Below are 24,437 nucleotides of genomic sequence, written 5' to 3'. Positions count from 1 at the left end.
CCCCCCCCAGTCCACACCGAGAGAAGGAAGTCCGCACTCATGAGTCACACCAGGACATCGCTGCTCGCCGCCCTGGCGCTGGTCGCCGGGTCGTCGGGGACGGCGCTCCTCGTCGGCCAGGCCGGCGCTGCCACCTCGGCCGTCCCCTGCACCGTCGACTACAAGGTGCAGAGCCAGTGGGACACCGGCTTCACCGCCGCGGTGACCCTCACCAACCATGCGGCCGCCAAGTCGGGTTGGTCGGTGAAGTGGTCGTACGCAGGCAACCAGAAGGTCACGAACGGCTGGAACGCGAAGATCAGCCAGAACGGTGCCGATGTGACCGTCGCCAACGAGAGCTACAACGCCACCCTCGCGAGCGGCGGCTCGGTCAGCTTCGGCTTCAACGGCTCCTCCAGCGGCACCAACAGCGTGCCCGCCACGTTCACGCTCGACGGCGTCACCTGCAACGTCGACAGCGGCGGTGGCACCGGTGGCGGCTCTGGCGGTGGCACCGGTGGCGGTGGCGGTGGCGGCGACACCGGCAGCCGGATCGACAACCCCTACACCGGCGCCAAGGTGTACGTGAACCCCGAGTGGTCCGCCAAGGCCGCCGCCGAACCGGGCGGCAGCCGCATCGCCGACCAGCCCACCGCGGTCTGGCTCGACAGAATCGCCGCCATCAACGGAGTCAACGGTGGCATGGGCCTGCGCGCGCACCTCGACGAGGCCCTGAAGCAGAAGGGCTCGGGCGATCTCGTCATCCAGTTGGTCATCTACGACCTGCCCGGCCGCGACTGCGCCGCCCTCGCCTCCAACGGCGAGCTGGGACCCAACGACCTCGACAAGTACAAGAGCCAGTACATCGACCCGATCACGTCGATCCTGTCCGAGTCCAAGTACGCGGGCCTGCGGATCGCCACCGTCATCGAGCCCGACTCGCTGCCCAACCTGGTGACCAACGCCGGCGGCACCCCCACCACCACCGACGCCTGCGTGACCATGAAGAGCAACGGCAACTACGAGAAGGGCGTCGGCTACGCCCTGGACAAGCTGGGCGCCATCCCCAACGTCTACAACTACATCGACGCCGCCCACCACGGCTGGCTCGGCTGGGACAGCAACCTCGGGCCCGCGGTACAGCAGTTCCACAAGGTCGCGACGACGAACGGCGCGAGCGTGAACGACGTGGCCGGCTTCATCGTCAACACCGCGAACTACAGCCCCACCAAGGAGCCGTACCTCAAGGTCACCGACACGGTGAACGGCCAGACCGTACGTCAGTCGAAGTGGGTGGACTGGAACCAGTACGTGGACGAGCAGTCCTTCGCCCAGGCGCTGCGCGACAAGCTCGTCGCGGCCGGCTTCAACTCCGGACTCGGCATGCTGATCGACACGTCACGCAACGGCTGGGGCGGCTCCGCCCGGCCCAGCGGTCCCGGAGCGCAGACCACCGTGGACGGCTACGTCGACGCCAGCCGCATCGACCGGCGCATCCACGCCGGCAACTGGTGCAACCAGAGCGGTGCGGGCATCGGCGAACGGCCGACCGCGGCTCCGGCCGCCGGCATCGACGCCTACGTGTGGGTCAAGCCGCCGGGGGAGTCGGACGGCAACAGTGCCCCCGTCCCCAACGACGAGGGCAAGGGCTTCGACCGGATGTGTGACCCGACGTACGGCGGCAACCCCCGCAACGGCAACAACCCCACGGGCTCACTGCCGAACTCGCCGCTGGCCGGACACTGGTTCTCCGCCCAGTTCCAGCAGTTGGTGCGGAACGCCTACCCGCCGCTGTCGTGACCTGCTGACGTGGTGCACGACCGCCGGGGTCGGTCCCGCTCGCCAGAGCCGAGGGACCGATCCCGGCGGATCCCGTGCTCCACGGCCGAGTGCGCCTGTTCCCAGTCCGGAACCGCCGCCTGACCGTCATATGATCTTTCGACCGTGACGGGGAGGACGGACATCATGGCGCGAGGCGAGAAGCGCGGCCGGAGGAAGGGAGCGGGCGGCGAGAAGGACGAAGGATGCTGCGCGGGGACGCTCGACACGCTGGCCCACCCGTGCTGCTGCGGCGGCGTGTCGCAGGCGGCCATGCTGCTCGCCGTCCTCCGCCCTTCGCTCACGGCCGCCGGCCACGGCGCTGACCCCGCCGCGCCCTCTCCGGGCGGGCGCGTGTCCGCCTCGATGTACCGGGCCGTACGCCACTACCGCGTCGCGGTCAGCCCAACCCGGCCGGCCTGCTGCCCATACACCCCGACCTGTTCCACCTATGCGGTACAAGCACTCCATCGCCACGGCGCCCTGCGCGGCGGTCGGCTGATCCTGGGGCGTCTGCTGCGCTGTCGGCCCGGTGCTGCCCGCCGCCGGGGCTTTCGGGACCCGGTGCCGCCGGGCCGCGGCTGACCGACACCCCCGCCCGCGGATCCGCCCGTCCGGCCCGGTACCCGATCGCCGGCCGCCCGCTGCCCCGTTCCGGCACGGCGGCCGCAGGTGTCACGCGCGCTGTGGCCTCCGGCCGGGGCCATTGGCAGGTTCAGCCAGGACATGTCCGGTCACACCCACCGTTGGACCGGCGCCACGGCCCCTTGGGCACTTGCCCAGCGACGCACGTGCCACAGAGGTCCGGGCCGTTCTGCGACCTCGAACGTGATTTGAGTGAACCCGCGAGCGCCCAGCACCACGTCCTGGCGGCGCCGGGGCCAGCCGCGCTTGCCCCGCACCGGCGGTAGCGCCTGGAGCATGGGGGATCAGCTGGGTGACGACGCTGCGGTTTCCGCCGGTCAGGGTGGCGGCGAGCGGGATGCCGGTGGCGTCGGTGATCAGGTGATGCTACTGCCCGTCCTGCCCCGGTCGACGGGGCTTCGTCCGGTCTTGGAGCTCCCTCTGACGCCCGTATGGGGGGAGCCGTCGACGGCCGCCCGGGAGAAGGCCAGGGGTGGAACACCAGCCGGTCCGGATGCCGCTTGCGTCCCGGATGCCGGGCCCGACGCTCGACCTTGGGCAGCAGCGGAGTGATCCAATCTCCTCGAAGATCACCGGGAGCAGGGGCGCGTTTGGCTCGCCGCCCAGATGTGCGCCGAGAAGGACGCCTGACGGGCGTCTGCCCTGGTCAGGCGCCCTTCTCTCGGGGTCTGGAAGAAGCCCAGTTTCTTCGCCGAGTACGACACCAGCAGGTTCTTCGTCTACTTGCGGTACACGGCCCAGCCTCACGCTGACCTGCGAAAATGATGGAAATCGCCAGAGGGGAAGCGAAGTTGGTCCGCACCTCGGTGCCGGGTGCCGGGCTGGGCGTCGATGCTGGGAGTGCCCCTGTGGCACCACGTGGCGCAGGTTGTTCGAAGCGTCTTCTGGCGTCCACAAGGCCAAGGGCAGGGCCGCTTTCGACAGGCCCGTGCGGCGTGCCCCATGCTAACGTTACGCGTTTGCAGCGTCGCTGTGTCGGTCTCCGTTCGGTGTCTCTGGCTGGCGGCCGCGTCCCTGCCGCGCCTTCCTCGGTACGGTCCCTTCGGAGGAAGGCTCTCTGTGAGCGAATCAGCACGTGCCGATGCCCAGCAGCAGGACGATGTGTCCGAGGCGGCGGGCGCCACTTCGGCGGTGCCCACGGCTGCCTCCTTCGCGCAGCTGGGGCTGCCGGCCGAGGTTCTGCGGGCGCTCGGTGAGCACGGTGTGACTGTGCCCTTCCCCATCCAGGCGGCGGCGCTGCCGAACGCGCTCGCGGGACGGGACGTCCTGGGCCGGGGCCGCACAGGTTCCGGCAAGACGCTCGCCTTCGGCCTGGGGATGCTCGTCCGGACGGCCGGGCGGCGCGCGCAGCCGAAAGAGCCGCTGGCGCTCGTTCTGGTGCCTACCAGGGAGCTGGCGCAGCAGGTCGGTGAGGCGCTCACCCCATACGCCGAGGCGCTACGGCTACGGCTCGCGACCGTGGTGGGCGGAGTGTCCATCGGACGTCAGGCCGCCGTGCTGCGGGACGGCGCCGAGATCGTCGTCGCCACGCCCGGCCGGCTGCACGACCTCATCGAGCGCAAGGGCTGCCGACTGGGACGGGTGCGCATCGCGGTCCTGGACGAGGCCGACCAGATGTGTGACATGGGGTTCCTTCCGCAGGTCACCGAGATCCTGGACCAGGTGCGTCCCGACGGGCAGCGGATGCTGTTCTCCGCCACCCTCGACCGCGACGTCGAGCACTTGGTGCAGCGCTACCTGCGCGACCCCGCCGTCCACTCCGTGGACCCCTCGTCCAACGCGGTCTCCGCGATCGAGCACCACGTCTTCGTCGTACACGGCCCGGACCGGTACGCCGTGACCACGGAGATCGCCGCTCGGGACGGCCGCGTCCTGCTGTTCCTGGACACCAAGCACGGTGTCGACCTGCTCACGCGGCATCTGCGGGCCAGCGGCGTGGCCGCCGCCGCCCTGCACAGCGGGAAGTCCCAGCCGCAGCGGACCCGGACCTTGTCCCAGTTCAAGAACGGGCAGGTCACCGCGCTGGTAGCGACGAACGTCGCCGCACGCGGCCTGCACGTCGACGACCTCGACCTCGTGGTCAACGTCGACCCGGCCACCGATCCGAAGGACTATCTGCACCGCGCGGGCCGCACGGCCCGGGCCGGCCGCTCCGGCACCGTCGTGACACTCGTCCTGTCGGGACAGCGCCGCGAGACGAGCCAGGTCATGGCGGACGCCGACGTCGCCCCCAGGGTCTCCAAAGTGCGGTCCGGCGAGGCGGAGCTGAGCCGGATCACCGGCGCCAAGGCCCCGTCCGGAAAGCTTCTCGACGGCGGGTCGGCCGTACCGCGCCCCAAGAACCACAACGCCCCGTTCCGCGGCCTGGGCAGCACCAAGGACGCGAAGGGCGACTCCGGCGGCAGGCCGTCCCGCAAGAGCAGCGAGGCCCGCAAGCTCGCGGAGGCCCGCAAGGCGGCCCGGGTGCGGCGCAGCGGCTGAGACCGACTTCCCGAACTGCCGGGCGGTGTCTTCGTCCACGCTGCTGGACGGGATCCGCGGGACCGGAGAATTCGAGTCGATGCCCCGGCGGCTGCCAACGAGCCGCACGACAGTCGGTGCTGAAGGCGAGTCACCGGGTGCGGACGAGCCGTTCTCGTGGACATCGATGCGGAGTCAGGAGCGCGCGCTCCGAAAGGAGATGCGGCTGCACTCCCACACGCCGTCAAATGCCGGGATGGCAGATACGGGTCTGCCGCCCCGGCGTGCGAAGCCGGCGCGTCGACAATGCGGGGTGTGTACCTGGACCTCGGCACCTACCTCATCGCCGAGGGGACGCCGCTGGAGCTCTGGTCCGTCTGGCGACGCCGCCACCAGACCCGATCCCAGACCAGCCACTACCGGCGTCAAGCTCCTACTCGCCTGCCGCAGTGCCGCTGACCACCCTGGTGCGCGTCGCTGGATCAAGGTGGCGGCCGCTGGCGTGCGACCAAGCCGGAGCTGGCCGCTCGCATGGTCACCCGATTCCTCGACGCCGGCCATCGGGCCGCCCGGGTCGCGGGAGATGTCGCTCCTCTCGCAGCGCGGGCGAAGCAAACGCCTCAGACGTGACGGCCCCGGCCCGGACCTCGCGGACGCGCCGTGCCGCCTGCTTCCTTCTCACAGCACCGGAGGACGAGGGAACCATGACCAGAAGACGCACCGCTAGGCACCGACTTCAGGCTCCTAGTACTACAGCCGTAGATCGTGATCTTCATGCTTGAGGAACGCGGAGCATAGAGTTCCCGGTCCACTGCGGCGTGCCCGCGGCGGCCGGCGTAGACCAGGTAGACGGCGACCTGGGCGTTCTCGATCCTGCCCGCGGTGCCGGTTCAGTGCCGCTGGACTCCAACGGTGTCGGTGCCTTTCAGGTGCTGCATGCCGTCCGGGGCCCTGTCCCCGGCCCACTCGGAGATGGTCCAGCAGTTCTTGCGCGGCAGGTCCGACAACAGGTCGAGTACCAACTTCCGGGCCCGGCGTCGGGATTCGACCCGTGTGAAGCGTCCCGCTATCCGGCTCATCAGGCCCTCGAACGCCTCCTGAACAGCAGGCAGGGTCTACGCTGGGACCTGCGGCCACCGCATGATCGTTTGTCTTCACACACCGATGATCAACAGTGGCCGCACCCGTCTCCACACCGCGTCAGGTCGCGCAGCGTCTGCCTGCCGTCCTGTGTATCGGAGGGCTTGTGCAACGTGGCGAAGTCTGGTGGGTCCAGTTCGACGAGCGCAGGTTGGTCGTACTGCTGTCAGGAGACGACGCGTCCGGGTTCCAGGTGATGCAGGTCGTCGCTCCGGCGGGCCTCGACATCAGCGGTCTGGGCATCGAAGTGACGGTCGGCGCCGGTGAAGGGCTGCCGCTCGAAGGCGTGCTGCGGCTCGCGTTCCCGCGTCCAGGCTTCACCCCGTGCACGTGGCTGACCACCGTGTCCCGGGACGACCTGATAGAGCGGGCGGCCGTCCTGTCCTCCAGGAAGCTCAGCGAGATCGACGATGCCCTCCGACTCGCTGAACAAGCACAGGAGCGGACCCCGGCAACGACCGCGAAGCTCAGCGAGATAAGGGACGCCTTCCGCCGCGGTGAACTCGGGTAGACGGAGAAGGAGCCGACGCCCACGACGGCATGGGCGATCTCGGGCGAGATGATCCACGCTGGACACCTGCCGCCTCGGGGCCCCTCACCATCGAGATCACGATCTACGGCTGGAGTACTTCACGTAGCAGCCGCAGCGGCAGATGTTGCCGCTCATCCACTCCCGGATCTCCTCGTGCGAGCCGGTGTGCCCCTCCTCGATACAGTCGACGCCGGACATGATCTGCCCCGGCGTGCAGAACCCGCACTGGAAGGCGTCCTGCTCGATGAACGCCCGCTGCAACGGGTGGAGTTCGTCGCCGTCGGCCAGGCCCTCGATGGTGGTGACCTCGGCACCGTCCAGGCGCACGGCCAGCGTCAGGCAGGAGTTGACCCGCCGCCCGTCGACCAGGACCGTGCAGGCCCCGCAGCGAGGTCCGGTTGTCGATCTCGGCGGTGTGCCGCTCGCCGTTGACGGTCAGCGAGAGCCGACCGCTGGGCGGCGCATCGGCGGTCACTGCGGCTGCGGCCTCCTCGGCGGTGAAGGGGGCTCCCGCGAGCAGGCCGCCCGCCACGACGGCGCCCCCGACGGCGCTGGTCGTGGCGATGAACGTGCGGCGGGACGGGACGGCGGCTGGGGGTTCAGGGGAATCAGGGAGATCAGGGGGAGAACCGTATGACTCGGGAAGGTCGGTGGACATGCCCGCTCTCTTCGTTCGGCGACAGTGTCGGCGGAAGTCGGTGGTGAACGGCCGGCTTTGGTCGGCCGGTGGGTCTCGGCTGAATCCCCTGTCCGTCAGGGCATCTCGGGGTAGAGGGCGCTGACGCCTCCGGCCAGCCCGGCCTGCACTTGGCGGCTGACGTCGTCCGCGACGATCTCGTAGACGCCCTCGACGATGCCGTCGGCGGCGAGCCGGGCGACGTCGGCGGGGGCGGACTTGGGGGCGGTGACCGCCCGGGTCATGTCGGTGTCCATGTAGGCGACGTGCAGTCCGGCCACCCGGATGCCCTGGTCGGCGAGTTGGAGGCGCAGGGAGTTGGTGAGGGACCACTGCGCGGATTTCGCGGCGCAGTAGGCGCCGGACTCCGGGAAGCTGAACCAGGACAGGGCGGACAGGATGTTCAGGATGGCGCCGCCGCCATTGGCCGCTATCTGGGGCGCGAAACCGCGGACGACCGAGAGGGTGCCGTAGAAGTGGGTGTCCATCTCCAGGCGGATGTTGTCCAGGTCGCCTGCGAGCAGGTCGGTGCCAGTGGATGAGCCGGCGTTGTTGATCAGAACCGTCACGTCACCCGTGGCTTTGGCTGCGGCCGCGACGGAGGCGGGGTCGGTGATGTCGAGCGCGATCGGCGTGACGCCCGGCAGGTCCACCTGGTCGGGGTTGCGGGCGCCGGCGTAGACAGTGGCGCCGCGGCTGAGCAGCTCTGCGGCGAGGGCGCGGCCGAGGCCGCGGTTGGCTCCGGTGACGAGGGCGGTGCTGGTGGAGAGGTCCATGTGAAGTCCCTTTTTGCATGGGGGGGGGAAGGAATCGCTGATGGGATCCGGGGGGTTCTGTGCCTGGACGTGGTTCAGCCGCAGGTCAGGAAGTCGGAGAGGTGCCCTGGCCGACGTGTTGACGCGTGTGTGCGGGTTGCCGGTCGGCGGCCGGGAAGATCAGGCAGGTGGTGGTGGCGTGGGCGAGCATCAGCGCACTCGGACTGACGTGCAGATCGGCCTGGATCGCCGACAGCGCCGAGATGGTGGCGGTGATGAGCAGGAACGTCATCATCACGCCCAGGCACATCGCCGCCAGCGTGAGAAGTTCCCTGCGCTGCACGGCAGTTCGTCTGCCGGTCGGCAGGACACGGTCCCTGGTCATGGAGGTCCTTCCTCGTTTCCCCGCACGGCGCCTATGCCTGCTGGTTGATGAGCCCGGCGTAATAGCCGAGATTCCGCTCGATCTCATCGAGACCGACCTCGGCGATGGCCTTGCCCAGCTGCGGCACGCGCGCCTGGAATCCCGGCCACTTGACCGACTCGGCGAACTCCGCCCAGGACGCGCGCAGGTCGGCCACCGGCGGCAGCGTCGACCGGTTGATCTGCGCCTTCGCGCCCAGGACGGACGCCCTGTCGAAGGACGCGATGCGCGCTGCCACGCCGTTGACGAGGTCATCGAGCTCGGCGTCGGGGACGGCCCGGGTCACCCATCCGTACTTCTCGGCGCGCTCGGCGTCGTAGTCCTCGCTGGTGAGGACCGCTTCGAGCGCGCGATCCCGTCCCAGCAGCCGAGCCAGACGGTCACTGCCGCCACCGCCCGGGACGATGCCGATCGCGACCTCGGGCTGGCAGAAGACCGCCTCCTCGAGGCTGGCGTAGCGCAGGTCGAAGGCCAGGGTGATCTCGTCGCCCCCGCCCCGGGTACGCCCGCGGATGGAGGCGATGCTGACGAAGGGGGCGCTGCTCAGCCGCGTGACGAGTTCGACCCACGTCGGGGTCCCGTCCGCGCCGTTCAACGCCAGGAGTTCGGGCACCTGGCCGAGATCGGCGTGGTTGAAGAAGTATCCGGGCGTGCCGCTGTCGAAGACGACGACCTGAACCCTCTCGTCCTTGCTCAACTCATCGACGACGTTGAGCAGTTGGACGACAGTGTCCGCGCCGACGACGTTCACGGGCGCATTCGTGAAAGTAACGCGGCGGATCTTCGGCGCCACGGTCTCGATGCTGAACATGCTGTGCTGCGTCATGGTGTGCTCCGGTTCTGAAGTGTTCGAGCGGGGGCGGGAAGGGTTGTTTGGGTCGGCGTGAACGCGCGGTGCACGTACGCCGGCGGGAGATTCGGCCAGACGACCCGCTGCGCTCCACGCCGGAGAACCGCGTGGTCAGCTCGGCGGCGAACCGGCGGGCCGGGGGAGTTCAGGCCGCGTGGACGTAGGCGAAGGTGCTGAACCGGCCGTCCGCGCTCAGTACGCGGGTCACCGCGTCGAGGATCCGGCGCTGCCGCTCGTGAGGCATGACGGTCCACGGCAGACCGGACACGACGGCGTCGACCGGGTGGGGGACGAGCGCCGGCAGGTCCTCGGCGGAACCGTGGACCACCTCGACGCTGCTGTCCCGGCACCGGTCCGCGAGTCGGCGGGCGAAAGCGGGGTCGAGCTCGACCGCGACCAGCCGTGGCCCCGGTTCCAGCCGTCGCCGTATCGCCTCGGTGGTCGCACCGGTGCCGGACCCCAACTCCACCACGGCGTCGGCGTGTTCCAGATCCAGGCCGGCGGTCATGGCCTGCGCCAGTGTTGCTGAACTGGGGGGCGACGGCGCCGGTGAGCCGGGGGCGGCGAAGGAACTCGCGCATGATCGACATGTCCGAAACCTAGGGAGCGTCCGGGTCGTCGCAAACCATCCCGAGCGCCCGACGGGGTCACCCGCCAGGACGAACCAGTCCGCTCTCGTAGGCCAAGACGACGGCCTGAATCCGGTCGCGAAGGCGCAGCTTGGTGAGGATCCTGGCCACGTGGGTTTTGACCGTGGTCTCGCCGAGGAACAGCTTCCCGGCGATCTCCGCGTTGTTCAGCCCGCGGGCCACCAGGCTCAGCACCTCGCGCTCGCGGTCGGAGAGCACGTCGAGCGTTGCGTCGGTGAGCGGAGCGAGGGCACCTGTGATGTAGCGGTCGATCAGCCGCCGCGTCACCGAGGGGGCGATGACCTTCTCGCCGCGCAGGACGCTGCGGATGGCCACGAGCAGCTCGGCGGTCGGCGCGTCCTTGACGAGGAAGCCGCTCGCTCCCGCACGCAGCGAGGCGTAGACGTACTCGTCGCGGTCGCACATGGTGAGGGCCAGTACCTGCGTCCGGGGCAACGCGGCCCGAACCTGCTCGGTCGCCGAGATGCCGTCCAGGCAGGGCAGCCGTACCTCCATGAGGACGAGGTCCGGGCGCAGGGTAAGCGCCTGCGCCACTGCCGCCTCGCCGTCTCCGGCCTCGCCGACGACCGTGAGGTCCGGCTGGCCGTCCACGACCAAGCGCAGGCCGGCCCGCATCAACTCCTGATCGTCGCAGATCAGTACGCTGGCCTCCTGCGTCATGGCGCCCGGCCAAGGCCCCGGCCGGCCCCGGTGACGAGGACGGTGTTGGTGGGGAGGTCCATGAGAAGCTCCGGTGAGTCGGTCGGTGAGTGAGCGCAACGGTGGAGGTCAGCGTGGTGGGATGGGCTTCGCACGCGCCCTCCCCGGCTGATGGCGGTCTTCGAACACGGCCAGCGCGACGACGATTGCGGCGGCGATGACGGCCGACAGGTAGGCCGGGGCCGCCGTCGTGACCGCACATCCGACGACCAGGGCGGACAGCGTGACCAGCCGTGCCGGGCTCAGTGCGTCGAACAGGGTCGCCCCGTGCCAGGTCTGCGCCCCGATGTAGAGGGCCGGCCCGCCGAAGAGGAGCAGGTTCGTGGTGATGCCGGCGTGCTCCACCGGATGTGCGATGACCCGTTCGTCGCCCGTGGCGGCGGCGATGATTCCGGCGACGGAGGCCATGAGGCTGATGACGCCGCTGCGCCCCGCCCTGATGGGGTCCTCGGTCCGCTCGTAGTGGCGGACGACGTGTTCTGAGCGGCTGAAGAACAGCCAGAACAACGCAATGGTGCCGGTGAGCGCGACACTGCTGGTCAGCAGGGTCATCGGCGCGTATGGCGCCGTGGTGAGCGCGGTGCCGGTGGTCATGATTGTCTCGCCGAACGCGATGATCATGAACAGTCGGCCGCGTTCCAGCAGGTGGCCGCCGGCGAAGGCGACCTCTCGGGAGTCCAGCCTGCGGCCTGGCAGTGGATGCGCCGCCCAGGTGCCCGCCAGCTCGATCAGGATGGCGGCGGCCCACCAGGTCAGCCGCGCGCCGCCGTCGACCGCCGCGCCGATCAGCCACACAGGTGCGGCCGCGACGAACCAGACCAGGACGCGGATGAAATGTTCCTGGTTGACCCGGTCGAGGCCGACGGTCAGCAGCCATACGGTCCGGCCGATGTGGATCAGCAGGAAGGTGGCGACGAAGACCCAGCCGGCGTCGCCGAAGGCTCGTGGGATCGCGGCGTTCATGAACAGCCCCGCGAGCATGACCCCCAGCAGCATCCGCCTGGTCCGCGGGTTCTCGGCCGGGACGAGGGTGACCGCCCAGGTGGTGTACGCCCACGCCGCATAGACGGCGAGGTAGAGCACGAGCGCCTGGGCGGCGCCGGTCCAGGTGGGATGTACGAGGAGCCGGTGCGACAACTGGCCGATCGCGAAGACGTAGACCAGGTCGAAGAACAGCTCCAGCGGCGTGACCTCCCGGCGCGCCGGGGCGCTGGTCACCTGCACGATGACTCTCCTCAGTGCGGGAGGCGTCCCGACTTTGTCGTGCCTCCTGTGGGGCCGGTGTCCGTGTGAACGGTCAGTCGGCGAGGAAGGCGCTCACCTGGCGGGCGAAGTCCTTGGCGTGCTGGAAGAGGAAGGCGTGCCCGGCGTCGCTGTAGGCGACGAGGGTGGCGTGGTCGAGGTGCTGGACGGCGGTGCAGGAGGCCAGGGCGGGGATCATCGCGTCCTGCATGCCGGTGGCGTACAGGACGGGTTGCTTGATGGACGCCAGGTCCGCCCGCACCTGCTCGAAGGGGATCTGCGCGTCCTTGCCGATCGCGGTGATCTGGCCCATGGCCGCCGCCTCGGACACGTCGGGGCGTCCGGTGGCCAGCCGGGTGGCCACTCTGGCGAGGTGCGCGTACCCGGCGGCGCGTCCGGTGTCCGTCTCGGGGAAGAACAGGAACACCAGGTCGTCCCCGGTGACCTCGGGCTTGGTCATGGTGGCCCGCACCTTCGGGTCCGGGTCGGGAGCGCCGGGCACCGTCCCGCCGGGGTTGGCGGCCGCCACGACCAGCTTGCGGACCAGGTGGGGCCGGGTGCGGGCGACGTGCTGGGCGACGGTGCCGCCCAGGGTCCAGCCGAGCAGGTCGACCTGCGTGAGGCCGAGGGCCTCGATGAACTCGACGGTGCCGTCGGCGAGTCCCTCGACGGAGTCGCGTGGGGTGCCGGTGGTGTAGCCGGTGCCGACGTTGTCGAACACGATCACGTCCTGGGCGGCGGCGAGGTGGTCCAGGAACTCCGGGTCCCACCAGTCGAGGGTTCCGCGGACCCGGTTCAGCAGGACCAGCGGGATGCCGCCCCGGGGGCCGATGCGCCGGTAGGTGAACGTCGCGGAGGGGCCTTTCACGGTGAGGTCCTTCGCCGCGTCTGCCAGATAGGTGGTCATGGCGGGCTTCGCTTTCCTGTCGCTGCGTTTCATGACGGTCTTGTGGGAGTGGTCAGACGGGCAGGCGGTTGAGCTTGCGCAGCTGCTGATCGAACATGCGGGACGGGACGATGCGGCGCATGGTGCGCACGCGCCCGGTCATGGCGCCGGCGGTGTAGCGCAGCTTCGGCTTGGCGTCGGTCGCCGCCGCGACGATCTCCTTGGCGACGACGGCGGGGTCGTCGCCGTCCTTGACCGCACCGGCCATGTACTCCTCGAAGACGTGGCGCTGCTTGGCGTAGACGTCCAGAGGCCGGTCGGGCCGCACGCTGGCCGCGTCGAACGCCGTGTTGGTCCAGGCGGGCTCGACGAGCAGGGACCGCACGCCGTACTCGCGGAGCTCGTGGTCGACCGACTCCGAGTAGCCCTCGACGGCGTGCTTGGAGGCGGCGTAGACCGCCATGTAGGGCTGCGGCATGAAGCCGACGATGGACGAGATGTTGACGATCCGTCCGCTGCGCTGGGCGCGCATGTGCGGCAGGACGGCGTTCGTCATGCGGATGACGCCGAAGACGTTGATGTCGAAGAGGCCCTGCGCCTGGGCGGCGGAGCTTTCCTCGGCGGCGCCAGCCGAGCCGATGCCGGCGTTGTTGACCAGGACGTCGATCCGCCCGAACCGGTCGATCACCTCGCCGACCGCAGCGGTCACCGAGGCGTCGCTGGTCACGTCGAGGTCGAGGAAGGTCACGCCCTTGAGGGGGGTGACATGCGCGGTGTCGCGGCTGGTGCCGACCACCTCGTGGCCCGCCGCCACCAGCGCGAGCGCGGCCGCCTTGCCGATGCCGGAGGACGCACCCGTCACGAGGGCTACCGGACGTGTTGTCGCCATTGTGGGCTCCTGACTCATGGACTGCTTCTTCTTACGGGGGGTGTGGGGGGCGCGGTGTCGGACGCGGACGCCCGTCATGCCGAGGTCCGTCGCCGTCGCCGCAACCCCCAATCGGTTTCATCAATGTATCAACTTCTCACTCAAAGGCAACATGACAGCATCAATTAAAAAGGCATCCGTAGCGTTCACGTATCTCTTACGGAGGGTCACGACGTCAGCGGGTCCTTCCCCGGAGCGCCCGCACCGCACCCGAAGAGCGCCCCGCTCGAGCACTGTGGGAGGCATGCCTCCGTGTCGATGCCCGCCCCGCTGCGGCCCTCCGGATGGAGACCGGTCGGCGGCCCGTTGCACGGCGATGCCCCGCCGGGCTTGGCTCCGGCGGGGCATCGGGCATGAGGCCGGTCTGCGGTCACCGCTCCTGTGGGCGCCGGCAACCGTCTCAGGGGGAGGGGCTGTCAGCGGTCGAGGAAGGCGTTCACCTCGGTGCCGAACTTGACGGCGTACTGGTAGAGGAAGCCGTGGCCGGCGTCCGGGTAAATGTGCAGTTGCGCGTTGGGGAGGTACTTGGCCAACAGGTGGGAGTTCTTGGCGGGCATCAGGATGTCGCTCTCGCCGTCGGCGACCAGGACCGGCTGGAAGAGGGCGTTCAGGCGTACCAGCTTGGACTTGTCGGGGATGCCCCACTCGGACCACGCGGTGAGCTGGCGGTCGCGGGTGGCGAGGCTGGAGGGGGCGTCGGGGTCGGTGGTGCGCTGCCCGAGGCGCTGGAGGAACTCGCCTCCCGCGGCCTGGCTGGAGGCGGTGTTCTTGAAGAAGAGGAAGAGGTAGTCCTCGGGGCCCGGGTTGTCCTTCAGGGTCCGCTGCAGGATGTTCGGGTCGGATGCGCGCTGGTCCACTCCGCCCTGGGGGCCGGTGGCGGCCAGGACCACACGGCGGACCTGCCAGGGGCGGCGCAGGGCGACCTCCTGGGCGACCTCGCCGCCGAGGGAGAACCCGAACACGTCGTAGCGGGGCAGCTTGAGGGCGTCGATGAAGTCGATGGCGTCCAGGGCCATCTGCTGGACTGTGCTGGCGGTGGTGCCGGTGGAGCCGCCGACACCGACGTTGTCCACGAGGATGACCTCACGCTTGGCGGCGATGGTGTCGATGAGCTTGGGGTCCCAGCTGTCGAGAGTGCCGCGGAAGTGCTGGAAGAAGACCAGCGGCACGCTGTCCGCGCTGGGGTGGCCGAAGCGGCGGTACTGGTAGGTGACGCCGTTGGCGGCCTTGACGCGCAGGTTGGGGGCGGTGCTGGCGCTTTCCGCGTTCTGCGCCTGGGTGGCCGAGTGCCGCGTGCCGCCGGAGCTGCCGCTCACGGCATTGGCCATGCTCGGTGCCGTGACGACGACAGCCGCGACGACCGACATACTGGCCAGCGCCATCGCGGTCCGCCGGGAGATACGCGTACCTCGAGTGTTTGAGGACATGCCAATTCCTTGAGTCGGGCCGGAGGTCTCCCCCGGCGCGTTGAACCTGCCGTGCGCTCCGTGAATGCTCTGCGGGCGCAGGGGAGTCGGGGCTGTTCCTGACCCGGCGACTTCGTCGAACGGGGCTCGCCCCCGTACGCATGTGAAAGCCCCAACGGGTCCGCGGACCTCCCGCTTGGATGCAGACCGGAGGTCACGGACTGCGCGAGGGTGGGGGAGCTGGGAGTGACGACGCCGGTGAGCTGGGGGCGGCGAAGAGACTCCCGCATGATCGACATGTGCTGAAGCTAGGGATCGGCAATGTCGTCGGGAGTCGTCCCGGGCGCTCGACTGCGTCATCCGCCAGGGTGAATCAGTCCGCTCTCTTGGGTCATGACGACAGCCTCTGTCCGGTCGGGCTCGAAGCGTCGAGAGCATGACAATTGCTCGGGTTGTGACCGGAGGGTTTGCCCCAGAGCGGTGAATCTGTCGTGCGCCGACATCGTGGGCTGCGCGAGCCGGTGCCGTCCCGGCTTCCGGTCACTGTCGCGACGCACCTGTCGAGTGGGCGCCGGCATGGAGGGCGAAAGCGTCGCCTGACCGGCGATTTCGTGGAGTCGTCGCCTGTCGGGCAGTGCGGCATGAGAAACCTATTTGCGTCATCCGTGTATCAGATAGAAGTGTATTCGCGGCAGGAGAGAATCAGTTATCGAGATACCCGTAGCGTTCACGTATCCTCTACGTGGGGACGAAAACGAACGAGACAGGGAGACCGCTATGGGCCGACCGCTGCGGGCAGATGCCGAGCGCAGTGTGCGTGCGATTTTGGAGGCGGCCGAGCGGGTCCTCGCCGACGACGCCGGTGCCTCCATGGAGCAGATCGCCGAGGCAGCGGGGCTGACCAGGATCACGGTGCACCGCCGGTTCGCGAATCGGCAGGCGCTGCTGGAGGCGCTCGCCGTCTCCGCGAAGCAGCAGCTCCTCGATGCCATCGGGGAAGCCCGGCCCGACTCCGCCCCCGCGCTCGTGGCCCTGTACCGGGTGACTGCGAACGTCCTGCGGGTCAAGAACACCTGGCGCTTCACCCTCAGTCACGCCACGCCCCATACCAGCGCCGCAGCCGCCGTCTGGGAAGAGATCGACACCTACACCGTCGAACTCCTCGCACGAGCGCAGCACGAGGGACTCCTCGCTCCGGACGCGGACCTGGACTGGACGCGGCAGGTGTATTACGCCCTCCTGAGCGAAGCCCTCGACAGGCCGGGTGCCAACCAGGATCCAGCCGCGCAAGACCCGGACGCGCTGGCCGCACTCGTCATCGACACACTCCTGCACGGCGCGGGACCACGCGGCTGAGCCGCAACTGCTCGACAGGACGCCGGATCCACCGACCGACCGTCGGCGCCGCCGAAGCGTGTCGGCGACCCTCACTCACGCCTGGCGGCACTGGTTGGCCCACGTAGCCACGCGGACGCGCGGTGGGGCACCTCGGCCCCTTTTCCCTGTACCAATACTTGTCCGCACGGCGTAGGGCCACCCGCCATAACGGCCACTGGGGCTCCACCCTGGGTGGCGGACGGACCTGTGCCCTGGAAGGGGAATCCGCTGCGGGCGAGTTCGAGAGCCCCTTTCGAGCTGGCGCGATCGGATGTTAGCCCCGTGCCATTTTTGCTGTGCGACGGAGTTGGGGACGCATGGATAGGAACAGACTGACGCTGACCGCGAAGTCCCTGGCCGAGGCGGATGGCATCGCACGGGACTCGGTCGGCCTCCTTCTGCAGTGCCCGCTTCAGGGGTGAGGATCGCACGCGGCACTGACAACGGCCTTGTACACGTCAGGAGCTCGGGGCGGGCTTCCTCGCGGCGGCCTCCTTGCCCGACCCCTTCTGGGCTGTCCTCTTCGTGGTCGCGAGGAGCCTTCACTCGCGATACGGACTCGTTCAGGGCGGCCATAAGCTTGAATGCCAGACGGTAGCCTTGAGAACCCAATTGATTGCACTGGGTATCTTTCATGTCGGGTTGCCTGGAGCGCAACGATGCCTCCAAGCAACCCGACTTCAGGCTCTAGAAGAAGCCAAGTTTCTGAGGGCTGTATGAACAAAGAATGTTCTTCGTCTGCTGGTAGTGGTCCAGCATCATCTTGTGCGTCTCGCGGCCGATCCCGGACTTCTTGTAGCCGCCGAACGCCGCATGCGCCGGGTACGCGTGGTAGCAGTTGGTCCATACCCGGCCCGCCTTGATCTCGCGGCCCAGGCGGTACGCCGTGTTGCCGTCGCGGGTCCAGACGCCGGCGCCCAGGCCGTAGAGGGTGTCGTTGGCGAGTTTGAGGGCCTCGTCGACGGAGTCGTAGGTCGTGACCGAGACGACCGGGCCGAAGATCTCCTCCTGGAAGATCCGCATGTCGTTGGTGCCGCGGAAGATCGTCGGTTCGATGTAGTAGCCGCCCTCGAGGCCGGGGACCGCGCGGGGGTTGCCGCCCGTGACGACCTCGGCGCCTTCCTTCCTGCCGATGTCGAGGTAGGAGAGGATCTTCTCGTACTGGTCGTTGCTCGCCTGCGCGCCGATCATGGTGTCCGGGTCCAGCGGGTCGCCGCCGACGATGGCCTGCGTGCGTTCGACGCAACGGGCCATGAACTCGTCGTAGATGGAGGAGTGGATCAGGGCGCGGGACGGGCAGGTGCACACCTCGCCCTGGTTGAGGGCGAACATCACGAAGCCCTCCACGGCCTTGTCCAGGAAGTCGTCGTCCGCGGCCGTGACGTCGGGCAGGAAGATGTTCGGGCTCTTGCCGCCCAGTTCCAGCGTGACCGGGATGATGTTCTCGCTCGCGTACTGCATGATCAGGCGGCCGGTCGTCGTCTCCCCGGTGAACGCCACCTTCGCCACGCGCGGGCTGGAGGCGAGCGGCTTGCCCGCTTCGACACCGAAGCCGTTGACCACGTTGACCACGCCCGGCGGGAGCAGGTCGGCGATCAGCTCGATCACGTAGAGCAGGCTGACCGGGGTCTGCTCGGCGGGTTTGATGACGACGCAGTTGCCGGCGGCCAGCGCGGGGGCCAGCTTCCACGTGGCCATCAGGATCGGGAAGTTCCACGGGATGATCTGGCCGACCACGCCCAGCGGCTCGTGGAAGTGGTACGCGACCGTGTCGGCGTCGATCTCCGCGATGCTGCCCTCCTGGGCGCGGACGACACCGGCGAAGTACCGGAAGTGGTCGATGGCCAGCGGGATGTCGGCGGCCAGGGTCTCGCGGACCGGCTTGCCGTTCTCCCAGGTCTCGGCGACCGCGATCTTCTCCAGGTGTTCTTCCAGGCGGTCCGCGATCCTGTTGAGGATGCCCGCGCGTTCCGCGACGGACGTGCGGCCCCACTGGTCGGCCGCCCGGTGCGCGGCGTCCAGGGCGAGTTCGACGTCGGCGGCGGAGGAGCGGGCCACCTCGCAGAAGACCTTGCCGGTCACGGGGCTCGGGTTCTCGAAGTAACGGCCCTCGACCGGGGCGACGAAGTCACCGCCGATGAAGTTGTCGTAGCGCCGGGCGAAGTTGACGATGCTGCCGTCCGTTCCTGGCTGCGCGTACACCATGGCGGCTCTCCTCGGTGAAGGGCGGGGGAGGGGTGAGTGAGGGGCCACGCCACGCCCTCGTGACGCTCTCACTGTGCTGCCCGGAGGTTGGCGCGAGGTTGGCGCCGAGAGGCCGGCAGTCGCGCAGGGCCGTGCAGGGCCGTGGTCAGTCGCGCAGGGCCGTGGTCAGCCGGCCGGCGGCGATCGCCCGGCGGGTGTCGTCCGGGCCGAGCAGACGCAGCGCGTGCTCGTGGATCTCCGCGTCGTACGGGGCCCGTTCGCCGTAGCGCAGGGCGTGGTCCGGCCGGGCGCTCGCCAGCACGGCCTCGCGTACGGCCACTTCGAGGCGAGTGCGCCACTCCTCGATGCCGGGGGCCTCGGAACGGGGGAGCAGCGGACCGCCGTAGTGGCGCAGGGCGGTGTCCGTGTCGCCCTGCTCCAGCGCGCGCAGGACGTCGGCGGCGTCGCAGGACACCGGGAGCGTCAAGGCGTAGCGGCGGGGGGCGATGCCGCCGCCGAGGGCGCGGCGCAGGTGGGAGATCTCCGCCTTGAAGGTGGACGCGGTGACCGGCCGGTCGCCGTACAGGGCGGCGCGCAGCCGTTCCGGGGAGAAGCCGTCGGGTTCGAGCGCGAGCAGGGTCAGGATCTCCACCTGGCGGGGGCGCAGGGGGAGGTTCCGTCCGTCCGGTACGGCCTGTACGGCCTGTTCGGCACCCAGGCAGGAGAGCCGCAGCCGGGGCAGTCGGCTCGGCCGGCCCGGGCCGTTGTGTTCCGTCGTGAGGCGGGCCTCGATGGTGGACACCAGCGTCCGTACGGTGGACATGGCCAGGGGGTGCGAGCGGTCCCAGGTGGTGGACAGGTCCAGTACGCCGAGGACCCGGCCGTCCGGGCCGTGCACGGGGGCGCAGTAGCAGACCCAGCCGTGCAGGGCCGACACCAGGTGTTCGGCCGAGAAGACGGAGCTGGGGCGGCCGGTACGCAGGGCGAGGGACAGGGCGTTGGTGCCCATGGCCTGCTCGTCCCACCGGCCGCCCGGCGCGAAGTTGACCCGTTCGGCCTTGCGGCGCATGGTCGGGCCGCCGCAGGTCCACAGGATGGTGCCGGACTCGTCGGTGACCGCCGTGACGAACCCGGCGTCCTCGGCGATGCTGTGCAGTTCGCCGGCGAGGCCGGAGACCGGCCGGTACAGCGGTGAGGACGTCCAACGCTGGTGCACCGGGCCGCCGTCGGTGACCGGGGCGCTGTCCCGGCCGGGGTCCACACTGCCCAGCGAACGCGCCCAGGACTCGGTCACCTCGTGGCGCAACGCCGCGCTGCCGCCCGGCCGCGTGCCGGGGACGCTCAGCCGCGGTACCCAGTGGGACCACTCGTGCTCCAGCACGGCCCTGCGCTGCCGGAGGTCAGGGCGCTGTGGCATGGCCTCTCCCTGCGGTCGTACGTTCTCGGCGTGAGGTCAGTGTTACCGGATGCGCCGGGCCCGGTCGAGGAAACCGGCGGACCGGGGTCCGGGGTTCCGCATGACTGGCCGGGAAGTGACGCTGCTCTGAACGGGCGACCGCCTGACTGGATGTTTGTCCGGACCCCGCGTGCCGCCGTACGGGTGACGGGTTCACTCGACCCGACGGACGGGGTCCCGCCCGCGTACCACCGGCGCGCGGCATCGCGTTTCCCTGGCATGGACAGCACTGCGACGGCGCGGCGCCTGCTCGGGAACGACGCCGCGCCCCGGCCGTACGCCGAACTCACCAGCGGATACTCGGGTCATCCGCCGATCTACGCGGCCCTGGTCGCCGAATGGGAGGCGAGGGGCCACACCGTCCCCGAGCACCGTGACGGCCAGTGGGTCTCCTTCGCCGCGCCGACCGAGAGCGAGACCTGGACCGCCGTTCCCGCGTGGCACACCGGCCCGCACCTGGGCCCGGTCGTCCCCTGCGACGCGCAACCGGCCGCCGGCCGCCACACGGGCCCGGTCGGCTCTGCCGGAGGTCCCCCGACCCCCGGCAGGCGCACAGGCCCGGTGGTGCCTCCCGCCGTATATACGGCTCCTGGTCGGCGCACAGGGCCGGACGAGTCTCCCGCAGTACATCCGGCCCCCGGCCGGCCCGCGGGCCCGGCCGCCGATCGGATCCCGGCAACTCCGGCCGCTCCCCTCGGCGTCCGCCTCACCAGCCGTCAAGCGCCACCGGCTCCGCGCTGACCGGTGCCAGTACCGCGAGGGTGCCCGTGGCCTCGCGCAGGGCCGACTCGAGAGTGCCGGGGGAGTGCAGGGCGCCGGTGCCGTCCGGCGGCACGAGCCACTCCAGGCGGCCGGCGGGCCGGTACGGCGGCGGTACCGCGACCCAGGAACCACGGCCGACGTGCCGGACCCCGAACCCGACCCACTCGCTGACGGGGTCGGGCGGCAGGAAGAAGCCCACTCTGCGCGCCGTGCAGTCCACCAGGGTGGGGCCGGGCACCTTCAGCGGGTCGCGCCACAGGTAGTCCAGGGCGAGCAGGCCGAGCCGGTCGGGAACGCTCAGCACGTCCCAGTACCGCCCGGCCTCCACGAGAACCGTGCCCGCGCCGTAGTCCCACTCCCGCTTGCACTCCTGGGGGTCCGTGGCGGCCGCGGCGAGCCACTCGACGGCTTGCTTCCACATGACGCTCTGCATGGCCACCCCAGGCACAGTCGGCGCGCCCCGAAGGACGCACGCGGGACACGGGCCGGTGGCCCGCGGAGATCCGGGAGATCCGCGGTGCCGATCCGGCCCCAGTCATGCTCGTAGATATTTCTAGGCGCCGGAAGGGGTGGCGCGGCCTGGCGTTTGGGTCGGGCATGTCCCGGTCGAAAGAGGGCACTCGAAGACGCGTCACGTAAGGCCCCGGTCAACTCCGTGCCCGTCCATGCCGCCCATACGAAACCGGCCACTGGCCGATGAACGACTCGGGGAGAACTCGGGGAGCGCGCTGGGCGGATGGGCCGCCGGCACCGGAAACACGCGGCCCCCAGGCGTGCCCGCCGCCCCATGTTCACACCCGCTGGGTACGAGGTGTGGGCCAGTCCACGAGGGCGCGCGGGCAGGATGTGCGAATCAGGGAAGTTTGCCTTCACAAAACCTTCCACCCTGCTGGCCAGAACCTGTCTTGTTCGGTCAACTCCGAACGCACCAAGGTGGATTGAGCACTTGAGCATCAGGAGTCACAAGCGCGCTGCTTGACCTGTGCGACCGAACCGCGCGGGTACTGACGGGGGAACTGATGAGGTGCGCGTGCCCACCGCCGACACTCGGGGGGCAGTTCCTCGCGCACGGCCGGAACGTCTCTCCCTCACCGTCTCTTGGTGCCTTCATCCGGTGCCCGAGACAGGGATAGGAGGGGGAATGCCGATGAGTGCAGTGAGCGCCGCCAAGCCGACGTATCCCGGTGTCTACGTCGAAGAGCTTCCCAGCAGCACCCGCACCATCTCGACCCTGACCACTTCGGTGACCGCCTTCGTGGGACACACCCGCCGCGGTCCGCTGAACGAGCCGGTGCGCGTCACCAGCTTCACGGAGTTCGAGCGCCGCTTCGGAGGCCTGAGCGCCCAGAGCGCCGTCGGCTACGCCGTTCACCAGTTCTTCGGCAACGGCGGCACCGTCGCCGTGATCGTCCGGGTCGCCAAGGCCGGCAGTGGCCAGGCCGCCTGCGTCACCCTGGAGTCCACCGAGGGCCACAGCGAGTGCGACGTCCTCAAGGTGCACGCCAAGGAACCCGGTGTGTGGGGCAACGGGCTGCGTGTCGCCGTCGACCACGACACGCCCTGCCCCGACGAGACCTTCAACCTGCGCGTCCACGACGCCAAGGGCGAGGCCCGCGAGAGCTTCACCGGTCTGTCCGCCGACCCGTCCAACGGCCGGTACGTGCAGACCGTCGTCAACGCCGGCTCCCGGCTGATCCGCGTCGAGGTCGTCGGCGAGGGCCGGCCCGACCCGTCCGGCACCGTCTCCAAGCCGTTCGGGCACGAGCTGCCCGACCTCGCCGTCGACCTCACCGTCAAGATCGGCGACGTCGAGCGGGAGTTCACGCTCCACGACCCCGACTGCGACGGCGAGGCCCCGAGCTCCGTCGCCGAGCTGGCGCTGCTGCTGGAGCGCAAGCTGCGCGCCCTGCCCGACGCGCCCGGCAAGCACGCCTTCGCCGGTGCCGAGGTCACCGCCTTCGGCCGGCGCGTCCAGGTCGTCGCGGGCTCCACCGACCCCGAGGACGTCGTCCGCTTCCTCGGCGAGTGCGCCAACGACCTCGGCCTCGAGGCCTCCGTCAACCCGCCCGTCTTCCCGCTCGAGGGCGGCGAGGACGGCGAGGCGCCCGGCCCGCGCGACCTCATCGGCTCCGAGGCCGACAAGTCCGGCATCCAGGCGCTGCGCGGCGTCGCCGACGTCAACCTCCTCGTGCTGCCCGAACTCGCGGCGTACGAGAAGGCGGAGGACGCCCTCACCGTCGTCTCGGCCGCCCAGCGGCTGTGCCAGGAGCGGCGGATCTTCCTGCTCGTCGACGCGCCGAGCACCTGGGTCAGCGTGGACACGGCCCGTGCCGGGCTCGCCGCGTTCGACGCCGTGCGCGGCAACCACGCGGGCCTGTACTTCCCGCACCTCCAGCTCACCGACCCGCTCACCGGCCGGCTGCGCTCCTTCCCGCCGTCCGGCGCGGTCGCGGGCGTCATCGCCCGCACGGACTCCGAGCGCGGCGTGTGGAAGGCCCCGGCCGGCACCGAGGCGCGGCTCGCGGGCGTGCACTCGCTCACGGTCAACCTCACCGACCGCGAGACCGGCCTGCTCAACCCGCTCGGCGTCAACGTCCTGCGGACGTTCCCGGTGACCGGCCCGGTCGTCTGGGGCGCGCGCACGCTGGAGGGCTCCGACGCCCTCGACAGCGAGTGGAAGTACGTGCCGGTGCGGCGGCTCGCTCTGCACGTCGAGGAGAGCCTCCAACGGGGCCTGCAGTGGGTGGTGTTCGAGCCCAACGACGAGAACCTGTGGCAGCAGATCCGCCTCAGCGCCTCCTCCTACCTGCACACGCTCTTCCGCCAGGGCGCCTTCAAGGGCGGCACGCCGCGCGAGGCCTACTTCGTCAAGTGCGACAGCGACACCACGACCGACGAGGACATCGAGAACGGCATCGTCAACGTCCTGGTCGGCATCGCGCCGGTCCGCCCGGCCGAGTTCGTGATCGTCAAGATCCAGCAGACGTCCGGCCAGTTCGCGCTCTAAGGAACGCTCCAAGGAATCCCTGAGGACATTTCGATGGCAGAGTTCACGGTCAACGCCCATCGTTTCGACCCGTACAAGAACTTCAAGTTCCTGGTCCTGTGGGACGGTCGGACGGTCGCGGGCATCAGCAAGATCAGTCCGCTGAAGCGGACCACCGAGGTCGTCAAGCACCGCCACGGCGGCGACCCCTCGTCCCCGCGCAAGTCGCCGGGCCGCTCCGAGTTCGAGGGCATCACCCTGGAGCGCGGCGTCACGCACGACCCCGAGTTCGACCGCTGGGCCAACAAGGTCTGGCAGGTCGGCGCGGGCCTCGGCTCGGAGGTGTCCCTCGCGGACTTCCGCAAGGACATCGTGATCCAGGTCCTCAACGAGGCCGGGCAGGTCGCCGTCTCGCACAAGCTGTACCGGACCTGGCCCAGCGAGTACCAGGTCCTCGGCGAACTGGACGCCAACGCCAACGCGGTGGCCATCCAGTCGCTGAAGCTCGAGTGCGAGGGCTGGGAGCGGGACTACGAGGTGCCCGAGCCGGAGGAGCCCTCGTTTCTGAACCCGGCGTAGCGC

At 69.9% G+C, this 24,437-nt stretch carries 21 protein-coding genes and 2 pseudogenes; 9 read left to right on the top strand and 14 right to left on the bottom strand.

Annotated elements, in window-relative coordinates:
- Positions 1-39: 39 nt before the first annotated feature.
- The 4 genes from OHU35_RS05175 (at position 40) to OHU35_RS05160 (ending at position 5,361) form a co-directional block, all read left to right on the top strand.
- Positions 40-1,779 (top strand): glycoside hydrolase family 6 protein, encoded by a 1,740-nt coding sequence (locus OHU35_RS05175; protein WP_189724213.1) that lies wholly within the window; start codon positions 40-42, stop codon positions 1,777-1,779.
- Positions 1,780-1,944: 165 nt separating this feature from the next.
- The gene (yidD, locus tag OHU35_RS05170; RefSeq protein WP_229872937.1) at positions 1,945-2,382 is read left to right on the top strand and encodes a membrane protein insertion efficiency factor YidD; all 438 of its coding nucleotides are present in this window, start codon (positions 1,945-1,947) and stop codon (positions 2,380-2,382) included.
- Positions 2,383-3,501: 1,119 nt separating this feature from the next.
- Positions 3,502-4,923, top strand: a complete 1,422-nt coding sequence (locus OHU35_RS05165; protein ID WP_189724212.1) for a DEAD/DEAH box helicase — start codon at positions 3,502-3,504, stop codon at positions 4,921-4,923.
- A gap of 294 nt (positions 4,924-5,217) precedes the next feature.
- Entirely contained in the window at positions 5,218-5,361 is a 144-nt protein-coding gene (locus OHU35_RS05160; RefSeq protein ID WP_189724599.1) for a hypothetical protein, read from the top strand.
- Positions 5,362-5,684: 323 nt separating this feature from the next.
- Here the strand turns inward: OHU35_RS05160 and OHU35_RS05155 are convergent.
- A pseudogene (locus OHU35_RS05155) lies at positions 5,685-5,981 on the bottom strand (transposase); the annotation flags it as partial.
- 167 nt (positions 5,982-6,148) lie between these two features.
- On the opposite strand from OHU35_RS05155, the gene OHU35_RS05150 reads away from it, so the two are divergent.
- On the top strand, positions 6,149-6,553 hold the full coding sequence (locus OHU35_RS05150; RefSeq protein WP_189724211.1) for a type II toxin-antitoxin system PemK/MazF family toxin: 405 nt from the start codon (positions 6,149-6,151) through the stop codon (positions 6,551-6,553).
- Between the two features lie 96 nt (positions 6,554-6,649).
- On the opposite strand, the pseudogene OHU35_RS05145 reads toward OHU35_RS05150, so the two are convergent.
- The 10 genes and pseudogenes from OHU35_RS05145 to OHU35_RS05100 all read right to left on the bottom strand — a co-directional run bounded on the left by OHU35_RS05145 (position 6,650) and on the right by OHU35_RS05100 (position 15,111).
- A pseudogene (locus OHU35_RS05145) lies at positions 6,650-7,232 on the bottom strand ((2Fe-2S)-binding protein).
- A gap of 95 nt (positions 7,233-7,327) precedes the next feature.
- A complete protein-coding gene (locus tag OHU35_RS05140) occupies positions 7,328-8,026 on the bottom strand; it encodes an SDR family oxidoreductase (protein WP_189724210.1) in 699 nt (232 codons plus the stop codon).
- A gap of 85 nt (positions 8,027-8,111) precedes the next feature.
- The gene (locus OHU35_RS05135; RefSeq protein ID WP_189724209.1) at positions 8,112-8,390 is read right to left on the bottom strand and encodes a hypothetical protein; all 279 of its coding nucleotides are present in this window, start codon (positions 8,388-8,390) and stop codon (positions 8,112-8,114) included.
- A 31-nt stretch (positions 8,391-8,421) separates the two neighbouring features.
- Positions 8,422-9,255, bottom strand: a complete 834-nt coding sequence (locus OHU35_RS05130) for an enoyl-CoA hydratase/isomerase family protein (RefSeq protein ID WP_189724208.1) — start codon at positions 9,253-9,255, stop codon at positions 8,422-8,424.
- Positions 9,256-9,424: 169 nt separating this feature from the next.
- Entirely contained in the window at positions 9,425-9,787 is a 363-nt protein-coding gene (locus OHU35_RS05125; RefSeq protein ID WP_229872936.1) for a class I SAM-dependent methyltransferase, read from the bottom strand.
- A 139-nt stretch (positions 9,788-9,926) separates the two neighbouring features.
- Positions 9,927-10,589 carry a response regulator transcription factor gene (locus tag OHU35_RS05120; RefSeq protein ID WP_189724207.1) on the bottom strand — a complete coding sequence of 221 codons (663 nt, stop codon included), beginning with the start codon at positions 10,587-10,589 and terminating at the stop codon, positions 9,927-9,929.
- A 108-nt stretch (positions 10,590-10,697) separates the two neighbouring features.
- Complete coding sequence (locus OHU35_RS05115; protein WP_189724206.1) at positions 10,698-11,852, bottom strand: low temperature requirement protein A; 1,155 nt, start codon at positions 11,850-11,852, stop codon at positions 10,698-10,700.
- A gap of 73 nt (positions 11,853-11,925) precedes the next feature.
- Complete coding sequence (locus OHU35_RS05110; protein ID WP_189724577.1) at positions 11,926-12,777, bottom strand: alpha/beta fold hydrolase; 852 nt, start codon at positions 12,775-12,777, stop codon at positions 11,926-11,928.
- 52 nt (positions 12,778-12,829) lie between these two features.
- On the bottom strand, positions 12,830-13,645 hold the full coding sequence (locus tag OHU35_RS05105) for an oxidoreductase (RefSeq protein ID WP_189724205.1): 816 nt from the start codon (positions 13,643-13,645) through the stop codon (positions 12,830-12,832).
- Between the two features lie 455 nt (positions 13,646-14,100).
- The gene (locus OHU35_RS05100) at positions 14,101-15,111 is read right to left on the bottom strand and encodes an alpha/beta fold hydrolase (protein WP_229872934.1); all 1,011 of its coding nucleotides are present in this window, start codon (positions 15,109-15,111) and stop codon (positions 14,101-14,103) included.
- Between the two features lie 756 nt (positions 15,112-15,867).
- Between OHU35_RS05100 and OHU35_RS05095 the strand changes: the two genes are divergently transcribed.
- Positions 15,868-16,446 (top strand): TetR/AcrR family transcriptional regulator, encoded by a 579-nt coding sequence (locus tag OHU35_RS05095; protein ID WP_189724204.1) that lies wholly within the window; start codon positions 15,868-15,870, stop codon positions 16,444-16,446.
- A gap of 708 nt (positions 16,447-17,154) precedes the next feature.
- Here the strand turns inward: OHU35_RS05095 and adh are convergent.
- Together adh and OHU35_RS05085 are read right to left on the bottom strand one after the other, a co-directional pair.
- A complete protein-coding gene (adh, locus tag OHU35_RS05090; protein ID WP_189724203.1) occupies positions 17,155-18,672 on the bottom strand; it encodes an aldehyde dehydrogenase in 1,518 nt (505 codons plus the stop codon).
- Between the two features lie 145 nt (positions 18,673-18,817).
- Positions 18,818-20,068 (bottom strand): helix-turn-helix domain-containing protein, encoded by a 1,251-nt coding sequence (locus OHU35_RS05085; protein ID WP_189724202.1) that lies wholly within the window; start codon positions 20,066-20,068, stop codon positions 18,818-18,820.
- A gap of 258 nt (positions 20,069-20,326) precedes the next feature.
- Here OHU35_RS05085 and OHU35_RS05080 point away from each other — a divergent pair, with 258 nt between their 5' ends.
- The gene (locus OHU35_RS05080; protein ID WP_229872933.1) at positions 20,327-20,848 is read left to right on the top strand and encodes a hypothetical protein; all 522 of its coding nucleotides are present in this window, start codon (positions 20,327-20,329) and stop codon (positions 20,846-20,848) included.
- On the opposite strand, the gene OHU35_RS05075 is transcribed toward OHU35_RS05080, so the two are convergent.
- On the bottom strand, positions 20,814-21,302 hold the full coding sequence (locus OHU35_RS05075; RefSeq protein WP_189724575.1) for a hypothetical protein: 489 nt from the start codon (positions 21,300-21,302) through the stop codon (positions 20,814-20,816). The two genes, OHU35_RS05080 and OHU35_RS05075, sit on opposite strands and share 35 nt — an antisense overlap.
- A gap of 708 nt (positions 21,303-22,010) precedes the next feature.
- Between OHU35_RS05075 and OHU35_RS05070 the strand changes: the two genes are divergently transcribed.
- Together OHU35_RS05070 and OHU35_RS05065 are read left to right on the top strand one after the other, a co-directional pair.
- Entirely contained in the window at positions 22,011-23,876 is a 1,866-nt protein-coding gene (locus OHU35_RS05070; protein WP_189724201.1) for a phage tail sheath subtilisin-like domain-containing protein, read from the top strand.
- A gap of 33 nt (positions 23,877-23,909) precedes the next feature.
- A complete protein-coding gene (locus OHU35_RS05065) occupies positions 23,910-24,434 on the top strand; it encodes a phage tail protein (protein ID WP_004003113.1) in 525 nt (174 codons plus the stop codon).
- Positions 24,435-24,437: the final 3 nt, after the last annotated feature.

Source organism: Streptomyces purpurascens (genome assembly GCF_045040895.1).
Taxonomy (GTDB): domain Bacteria; phylum Actinomycetota; class Actinomycetes; order Streptomycetales; family Streptomycetaceae; genus Streptomyces; species Streptomyces purpurascens.
Note: the sequence above shows the minus strand (reverse complement) of the source record. Positions and strands in the feature narration are given on the sequence as shown.